Origin of the sequence: Aestuariivirga sp., assembly GCF_041738905.1 — a bacterium.
Taxonomy (GTDB): Bacteria; Pseudomonadota; Alphaproteobacteria; order Rhizobiales; family Aestuariivirgaceae; genus Aestuariivirga.
Genome location: NZ_JBGSOZ010000054.1, coordinates 1 through 7,921, shown reverse-complemented (window position 1 = coordinate 7,921; position 7,921 = coordinate 1). Strand labels below are relative to the sequence as shown.

At 59.9% G+C, this 7,921-nt stretch carries 7 protein-coding genes and 1 pseudogene; 5 read left to right on the top strand and 3 right to left on the bottom strand.

Annotation, left to right across the window (positions count from 1 at the left end; all coding sequences use genetic code 11):
* The 3 genes from ACEW8Q_RS04255 to rhaI form a co-directional block, all read left to right on the top strand.
* The coding region (locus ACEW8Q_RS04255; RefSeq protein ID WP_373502810.1) for a substrate-binding domain-containing protein at positions 1-1,009 on the top strand (1,009 nt) is incomplete at its 5' end.
* Between the two features lie 66 nt (positions 1,010-1,075).
* Complete coding sequence (locus tag ACEW8Q_RS04250) at positions 1,076-3,145, top strand: bifunctional rhamnulose-1-phosphate aldolase/short-chain dehydrogenase (RefSeq protein ID WP_373502809.1); 2,070 nt, start codon at positions 1,076-1,078, stop codon at positions 3,143-3,145.
* Between the two features lie 3 nt (positions 3,146-3,148).
* Positions 3,149-4,441: an L-rhamnose catabolism isomerase gene (gene rhaI, locus ACEW8Q_RS04245; RefSeq protein WP_373502808.1), complete on the top strand. Its 1,293-nt coding sequence runs from the start codon at positions 3,149-3,151 to the stop codon at positions 4,439-4,441.
* Positions 4,442-4,497: 56 nt separating this feature from the next.
* Here the strand turns inward: rhaI and ACEW8Q_RS04240 are convergent, their stop codons facing one another.
* The gene (locus ACEW8Q_RS04240) at positions 4,498-4,914 is read right to left on the bottom strand and encodes a MerR family transcriptional regulator (protein WP_373502807.1); all 417 of its coding nucleotides are present in this window, start codon (positions 4,912-4,914) and stop codon (positions 4,498-4,500) included.
* A 370-nt stretch (positions 4,915-5,284) separates the two neighbouring features.
* Here ACEW8Q_RS04240 and ACEW8Q_RS04235 point away from each other — a divergent pair, with 370 nt between their 5' ends.
* Positions 5,285-5,971 (top strand): response regulator transcription factor, encoded by a 687-nt coding sequence (locus ACEW8Q_RS04235; protein WP_373502806.1) that lies wholly within the window; start codon positions 5,285-5,287, stop codon positions 5,969-5,971.
* Here the strand turns inward: ACEW8Q_RS04235 and fliI are convergent.
* Positions 5,948-7,255, bottom strand: a complete 1,308-nt coding sequence (fliI, locus tag ACEW8Q_RS04230; protein WP_373502805.1) for a flagellar protein export ATPase FliI — start codon at positions 7,253-7,255, stop codon at positions 5,948-5,950. The genes ACEW8Q_RS04235 and fliI overlap by 24 nt on opposite strands.
* A 54-nt stretch (positions 7,256-7,309) precedes the next feature.
* Positions 7,310-7,726, bottom strand: a complete 417-nt coding sequence (locus ACEW8Q_RS04225) for a flagellar basal body rod C-terminal domain-containing protein (protein WP_373502811.1) — start codon at positions 7,724-7,726, stop codon at positions 7,310-7,312.
* Between ACEW8Q_RS04225 and ACEW8Q_RS04220 the strand changes: the two are divergent.
* Positions 7,608-7,921, top strand: a pseudogene (locus tag ACEW8Q_RS04220) (hypothetical protein); the annotation flags it as partial. The gene ACEW8Q_RS04225 and the pseudogene ACEW8Q_RS04220 sit on opposite strands and share 119 nt — an antisense overlap.

The window sequence follows — 7,921 nt, the reverse complement described above, 5'->3', positions numbered from 1 at the left end:
GAGCCCGCTCGCCTGCGACGGCACGCCCGCCGCTTCGGCAGCCGTGGCCTATGACGGCGGTTCGCCCGTCAACCCGCCCGACCGCAAGGGCAAGAAGATCACCGTCGTCGATGTTCCGAAGCTGATCGGCATCGGTTACTTCAATGCGACCACCAAGGGCATCCTCGATGCCGCCGCCGAACTCGGCAATGTCGATGCCAAGACCGACGGCCCGACCAAGGCCAACATCGACGAGCAGATCACCTTCCTCGATAACTACATCACCTCTGGCGTCGACGGCATCCTATTCGCCGCCAACGATCCCGTCGCCATTGCGCCGGTGCTGAAGAAGGCGCTGGAGAAGGGCATCAACGTCGTCGGCTATGACGCCAACTCGACGCCCGACGCCCGCCAGTGGTTCGTGAACCAGGCCCAGTTCAACGGCATCGCCAAGGCGCTTGTCGACCAGATGGCCACTGAAATCGGCGGCGAAGGTGGCGTTGCCATCGTGACCTCCACCTTCACCACGCCGAACCAGGCCCGCTGGATTGCGGAAATGGCCGCCTACGCCGCCGCCTGCCATCCCAAGCTGAAGTGGCTTGAGACGGTTGAAGCGCAGGAAGACAACAACCTGTCCTTCAACCAGGCGACGACGCTCATCAACAAGTATGGCGATGAGCTGAAGGGCATCTGGGGCATGACCTCGGTTGCAACGCCTGCATCGGCTGAAGCCGTGACGCAGGCCAAGGCTTGCGGCAAGATTGCCGTTGTCGGCCTTGCAACACCGAACGCCATGAAGCCCTATGTCGGCGCTGACTGCGTGAAGTCGGTGGTGCTTTGGAACCCGGTGGACCTCGGCTATGCCGCGATGCACGTTCTCCGCCAGGTGGCGGATGGCACGCTGCAGCCGGGCGCAACCAGCGTGAAGGCTGGCAAGCTGGGTGATCTCCAGGTCATCAACGGCTCCGAGATTCTGTTGGGCGCGCCTTATGTGTTCAACAAGGACAACATCAACACCTTCGACTTCTAAGTATCAAACCCAAGATGCGCCGGGGGTCAAAGCCCGGCGCATTCATCTTTCGAAAGCGAGAGTGACATGAGCAATTCCGTGACCGTTCCGTCCCTGTGGGATGATGCCAAGGCCGCCAGCATGGACGAGCCGGGCCTTCTCCTCTACCGCTCAAACCTGCTGGGCGCGGACTTGCGCATTACCAATTTCGGCGGTGGCAACACCTCCGCCAAGGTCGCAATGACGGACCCGCTCACCAGGCAGCCCGCGACGGTGCTGTGGGTAAAGGGATCGGGCGGCGACATCGGCTCGATGAAGCTCGACGGCTTCGCCACGCTCTACATGGACAAGCTCGAATCGCTCAAGGGCCTCTACACCAGCCTCGACCAGGAAGACGCCATGGTCCATGCGCTGAACCATTGCACCTTCGACCTCAATCCGAGGGCGCCCTCGATCGACACCTGCCTCCATGGCTATGTGCCCTACCCGCATGTCGACCACGTTCATTCCGATGCGGTGATCGCCATCGCCGCGTCGAAGGATTCCGAAAAGCTTACGAAGGAAATCTTCGGCGACGAGATGGGCTATCTGCCCTGGCAGCGCCCCGGAATCGATCTTGGCATCAAGCTGGGCGAAATGGCGAAGGCCAATCCGAATTTCGTGGGCGTGGTGCTCGGCAGCCATGGCCTCTTCACCTGGGGCAACACGGCAAAGGAATGCTACGACACGACGCTTCGCATCATCAACAAGGCCGCCGTCTGGCTCGAACGCACGCGCGAGAAGCCAGCCTTCAAGGGCGCGAAGGTCGAATCACTCACAGATGCCGAGCGCCGCGCGACGGCATTGCGGCTGCTTCCCGAAATTCGCGGGCGCATTTCGAAGCACGAACGCAAGATCGGCCACTTTGTCGATTCGCCCGAAGTGATGGAATTCGTGAATTCAAATCAGCTCGAAGCTCTGGCTCCGCTGGGAACTTCCTGTCCCGATCATTTCCTGCGCACCAAGATCCGTCCATTGATTGTACCGCATGATGCCGACGGCGCTGCCCTCGACACGCTCATCGAGGCCTACCGAGCAGACTATGGCGCCTATTACAACCGCTGCAAGCATCCGAACTCTCCGGCGCTGCGCGATCCCAATGCGGTGATCTACCTAGTGCCGCGCGTCGGCATGTTGTCCTTCGCGAAGGACAAGGCGACGGCGCGAATCGCTGCTGAATTCTATGTGAACGCCATCAACGTGATGCGTGGAGCGTCGGGTGTGTCAGCCTACAAGGGCCTGCCGGAACAGGAAGCCTTCAACATCGAGTACTGGCTGCTCGAGGAGGCAAAGCTTTCGCGCATGCCGAAGCCCAAGAGCCTTGCGGGCCGCGTCGCCTTCATCACGGGTGGAGCTGGTGGCATCGGTTCGGCGATCGCGTCGAAGCTCTTGTCGGAAGGTGCCTGTGTGGTTCTGGCCGACATCGACCAGGCCTCGCTCGACGAAGTGACGGCGGGCTTCGCCAAGTCGTACGGCAAGGACAATGTCCGCGGCGTGAAGATGGATGTTTCGAGCGAAGACGCCGTCATCGCCGCAATGGACGAGACGGCACTGGCCTATGGTGGCGTCGATATCGTCGTCAACAATGCCGGGATCACGCTTGCGGCGGCGGTCGAGGATACGACCCTCGATCTCTGGAACAAGAACATGACCATCATGGGAACGGGCTATTTCCTCGTCGGCCGCGAAGGCTATCGCCTGCTGAAGCGGCAGAACCTCGGCGGCTCGATGGTCTTCATCTGCTCGAAGAACGCTGTTGCAGCCTCTCCCGGTGCTTCGGCCTACTGCTCTGTGAAGGCGGCGGAGCTTCATCTTGCCCGCTGCATGGCGCTTGAAGGGGCACCCATGGGCATCCGCGTGAATGTGGTGAACCCCGATGCCGTGCTGAGGGGCTCCAAGATCTGGCAGGGACCGTGGCGTCAGCAGCGCGCTGCCTCCCTCAAGATCACCGAGGGCGATCTGGACGAGCATTACCGCAAGCGTTCGCTGCTGCAGCGCTCGGTCTATCCGGAAGACATCGCGGAGGGCGTCTATTTCTTCGCTTCCGATCTGTCTTCGAAGTCGACCGGCAACTTCCTCAATGTCGATGCCGGCAATGCCGCGTCCTTCACGAGGTAGGCGATGAGCTTTGCGATCACCGCCGATTTCATCGGAAGCGAAAACACCAGGCTGAACGACGCACTAGCCGAGGATTACCAGGCCCTCGGCCGCCAGTTGGCGAGGCGTGGTATCTCGATCGAGGACATGACGGAGCGGGCCATGGGCTTTTCCGTCGCCATTCCAACCTGGGGCGTGGGCACTGGCGGCACGCGATTCGCGCGCTTTCCGGGTCCGGGTGAGCCTCGCAACATTCACGACAAGCTGGAAGATTGCGGCGTCATCAACCTGCTCACCCGCACGACGCCCAACGTGTCTCCACATTTTCCGTGGGACAAGGTGGGTGACTATAACGCGCTTCGCCAGGAGGCGGCCTCCCACAGCCTCGGCTTCGATGCGGTGAACTCCAATACGTTCCAGGACCAGAAGGGCCAGCAGCGGTCCTACAAGTTCGGATCGCTCACTCACGCCGACTCCAGCACACGCAATCAAGCGGTGGAGCACAATCTCGAATGCATCGAGATCGGACGCCAGCTGGGCTCGACGGCACTGACGGTATGGATTGCCGATGGTTCGAACTTCCCCGGCCAGTCGAACCTCAATGCTGCCTTCGACCGCTACATCGAATCACTGAAAGTGATTTATGACGCCCTGCCGAGAGACTGGCTCGTCTTCCTCGAGCACAAGCTCTACGAGCCCGCATTCTATTCGACGGTGATTTCCGACTGGGGTTCGAACTTCATGGCGGCCCTGGAACTTGGCCCAAAGGCGAAATGCCTGGTGGACCTCGGGCACCATGCACCCAATACCAATATCGAACAGATCGTCGCGCGGCTGGTGCGGGCGAAGAAGCTCGCAGGGTTCCACTTCAACGATTCGAAATACGGGGACGACGATCTTGATTCGGGGTCCGTCGATCCCTTCCGGCTGTTCCTTGTCTTCAACGAACTTGTCGATGCGGAGTTGCGCAAGGCGGAAGGTTTTGCGCCAGCCTACATGATCGACCAGTCGCACAACGTGACCGACCCGATCGAAAGTCTCATGGCCTCGGCCGTCGAGATTCAGAGGGCCTTCATTCAGGCCTCCCTGATAGACCGCAAGGCACTCTCAGCGGCTCAGGACGGGAGCGACGTGATGCTGGGCCACCGCACCGTCAAGCAGGCCTTCATCACCGATGTATCACCTATTCTGGCTGAAGCGCGCCGTCGCAAGGGAGGAGCAATTGATCCCGTGGCGCTCTATCGGGCCAGCGATTACAGGCGGCGCAAGACGGAGGAGCGGCCAGCCGTCGAAGGGACATCTGCCGGCATTGTCTGATCAGACAGACAACTCAATGGTGCAACGCCCCGGTTCTTGCGAACCGGGGCGTTTTGCTAAGCGACCAGCCTGTGGAGTGCTGTACTGGTCTGCTCGATCTGGTGACTGATCTCTGCCTGTTTCTCGCGCAGCGTTTCGAGATGATGGCGAAGCATATTCACGGCCTTGTCGCTGGCAAGAACATCGGTGTCCACCGCGATGACCCCGAGTATCTGGCGAATCTGCGCGATGGGAACGCCAAGCTTGCGGAGTATGAGGACATTCTTGAGGCGCCTCACATCGGAGGCCAGATACGTCCGGAAGCGGCCATGACGTGGCGGTGAGATGAGTTCGGCCCGCTCGTAGAACCGTATGGTCTTCGGGTCAGTGCCGGTCAGCTTCGCCAGTTCTCCAATGAAAAGAAAGCCATCCTGCGGTTGTATTCCGGGCTCTGGCGTGGAAACGGTCAGTATTTCTTCGAATTGCGTATCCATCGTCAGGTCAATCCCTCTTGTCGCGCCTTCCACCGTCAATCGCGGCGCTTGCATCATGGGTAACCGATGCTATCAAAAGATGCAATATGGAAAATTGCTCTCGGTAAAATTGTAGTTGGTGCGACAGCGGCATCAACTCATTCAACCTGGTGCAGAAAACGAACCTGGGGCATCTATCAATACTAAATGTATTGATTGGCGATCGATATAAATAATACCAGTTGTTGCAAATGTATTGAGTAAGCATACATGGTCGTTTTATTTGATATTAACGAAATATTAACCATGACTTCTCGAAACTGTACATCGTCAACCTATGAATTGCCGGCATGATGCCGGCTTGAGCAGACATGGAAAGCAGACAGCCATCATGATCATCCTTGTCGACGATCGCCCAGATGTTACCGATGCCTACCGGACGAGTTTCGGCCGCGAAGGCATATCGTCCGCAACCTTCACTCCAACTGATTTCGATAGCTGGTTTCACTCCACGAGTGCCCCTGACCTTGCAGCGGTCGAGGCGTTCGTGCTGGGTGACTTTGCCCGGCGCGAAAACTTTACGCGGGCCATCAAGACCAGGTCGGAAGCTCCGGCAATCGCACTCAATGATTCAACCGGGCTCGAGTCGACACTGAAGCTCTATGCGGCAGGGGTCGATGATGTCGTTCGCAAGCCCGTCCACGCCCGCGAGATCATCGCCCGGATTGGCGCAATCCGCAGGCGTGTCACCCCCATTGCCAAGGCAACCGATCTCGGGGACCTGCGAATATTCAATGATGGCCGCGACCCGGAGGTCGGTGGAGCCGTGCTTGCCCTGCCACGCCGCGAGCGCCGAATCCTCGAGTACCTTGTTGCCAACCGCAGCCGGCGTGTCAGCCGCAACCAGATATTCAATGCGGTCTATGGACTTTTTGACGAAGAGGTCGAGGAGAGCGTCGTCGAGAGCCACATCAGCAAGCTGCGCAAGAAGCTCCGCCACAGGCTCGGTTATGATCCGATCGATACCAAGCGCTTCCTCGGCTACCAGATCAACTCAAGGTCCGCCATTCTCGCGTGAGAGAGATGCTGCAATGTCCCTGAATGGATCAGCAGAGCCTCTGTCGGCACTGGACTGCACAAGGCCCCTGTAAAGCTTCGGCACGATCTCCACGGCACGGTCCAGTTCAGGATCCGCTCCGGCCGCATAGCCACCCATTGCCCGCAAGTCGCGCGTTTCCTCAAAGCGCGCGACAAGCCGTTTCAGCTCGGCCACTGCCGTCACCTGATCCGAAGTCCACACGCGATGTGACAGCCGCGACAATGACGAGAGCAGATTGATGGCCGGGAACCTTCCTTGCTCCGCGATCGACCTTTCCAGCACGATGTGACCATCGAGCGTGCCCCTGACGGCATCGGCAACGGGATCGTTGTGATCGTCGCCATCCACAAGGACCGCATAGATCCCAGTGATGGTGCCAGAACCTTCGGCACCAGGTCCAGCCCGCTCGAGAAGCTGCGGAAGATGGCTGAAGACGCTCGGTGGATAACCTCTCGCCACTGGCGGCTCTCCAGCCGACAGCGCCACCTCCCGGCACGCGTGGGCATAGCGGGTGACAGAGTCCATGATAAGAAGCACGTTCTGTCCCTGGTCCCGAAAGTATTCGGCGAGGGCGGTAGCGAACTGCGGTGCCAGCCGCCGCATCATTGCGCTCTCATCACCCGTTGCAACCACGGTAATGGCGCTGCGCGCCGCTTCTCCCATGGTGAGTTCCACGAACTCGCGTACCTCGCGGCCACGTTCTCCAACGAGAGAGACAATGACACTGTCGAATGCCGGTGCCCGCGCAAGCATTGAGAGAAGTGTCGACTTCCCAACGCCCGAGCCGGCGAAGATTCCCATGCGTTGACCGAAACAGATGGGGGTGAAGGCATCGACCACCCTCACGCCGGTGTGGATTCCGCACGACACGATCTGCCGTGACATGGCCTGAGGAGGTTCTCCAGCCATACGGATGGTTCTCATTCCGGAACGCAGCGGCTCGCCACCGTCCACCGGCCGCGCCAGCGCATCGATAATCCGTCCCTTCCAGCTGTCATGGGGTGCGCAGTCGAGTTCACCTCGCGGGTAGACCGGGTCACCAATGCCGATCGCGGCACGCGCGTCATAGGGCTTGCAGATGATGAGGTCTTGTTCGAGGCGAATCACCTCGCCAAGTTCCGGCCCGCGCAATGACGTGATTTCCACAAGAGAGCCGAGCCGCAGCCAGCGTGAAAGGCCGGCAGCTGCGACAGTGGAGGAGTTAACCGCCTTCACCGCGCCGACGGGCCCTGCAAATGGAAGCGAGGCCTGAACTGCGCGCACCCGGCAGGCAAGCCTCTCCAGCGGAAAAACGATACTTGGGTCCCTCACAAGCGATCAGGAGCCCCTGGCACCAAGAGCCTGGATGGTGTCGCGAAGAGTGGAATCGCGCTGTTCCATGCCCGCGCTCACGGCCTCGAAGATTCTCTGGACATTGATGAGTTGAGTCATGGCAAGTACTGCGTTGACATTGGACTCCTCGACAAAGCCCTGAATGAAACCCCTTCCCGCCGACTCCTCGGCAGGCTGCGCGGGTGTTCGGGGAAGGAAGGCAGAATTCTCATAACGTGCGTAGCCGCCGGAGAAATCGACATTGAACAGGCCGAGCGCCCCGACTGCTCGGCCATTCTGGCGGATCATCCCATCACGACTGATCTCAACTGCTGGGGAGCGAGGATCGAGCGTCAAGGGAGATCCACTGATGTCGAGCACTGGATGGCCGTTGAGCGTCACAAGATCACCGCCAGGAAGCATCTGCATCCGGCCGTCACGTGTATACGCGAAACTGATCGACCCATGGACGGTCGAAATCGCGATGAACGACGGCACCACCCGCCGCCTCACCACGCGCGCCATCATCATCGCCACCGGCGCACAGCCCTTCGTGCCGCCGCTGCCGGGGATCGAGGATGTTGGCTATCTGACCTCGGACACGCTTTGGGATGCGCT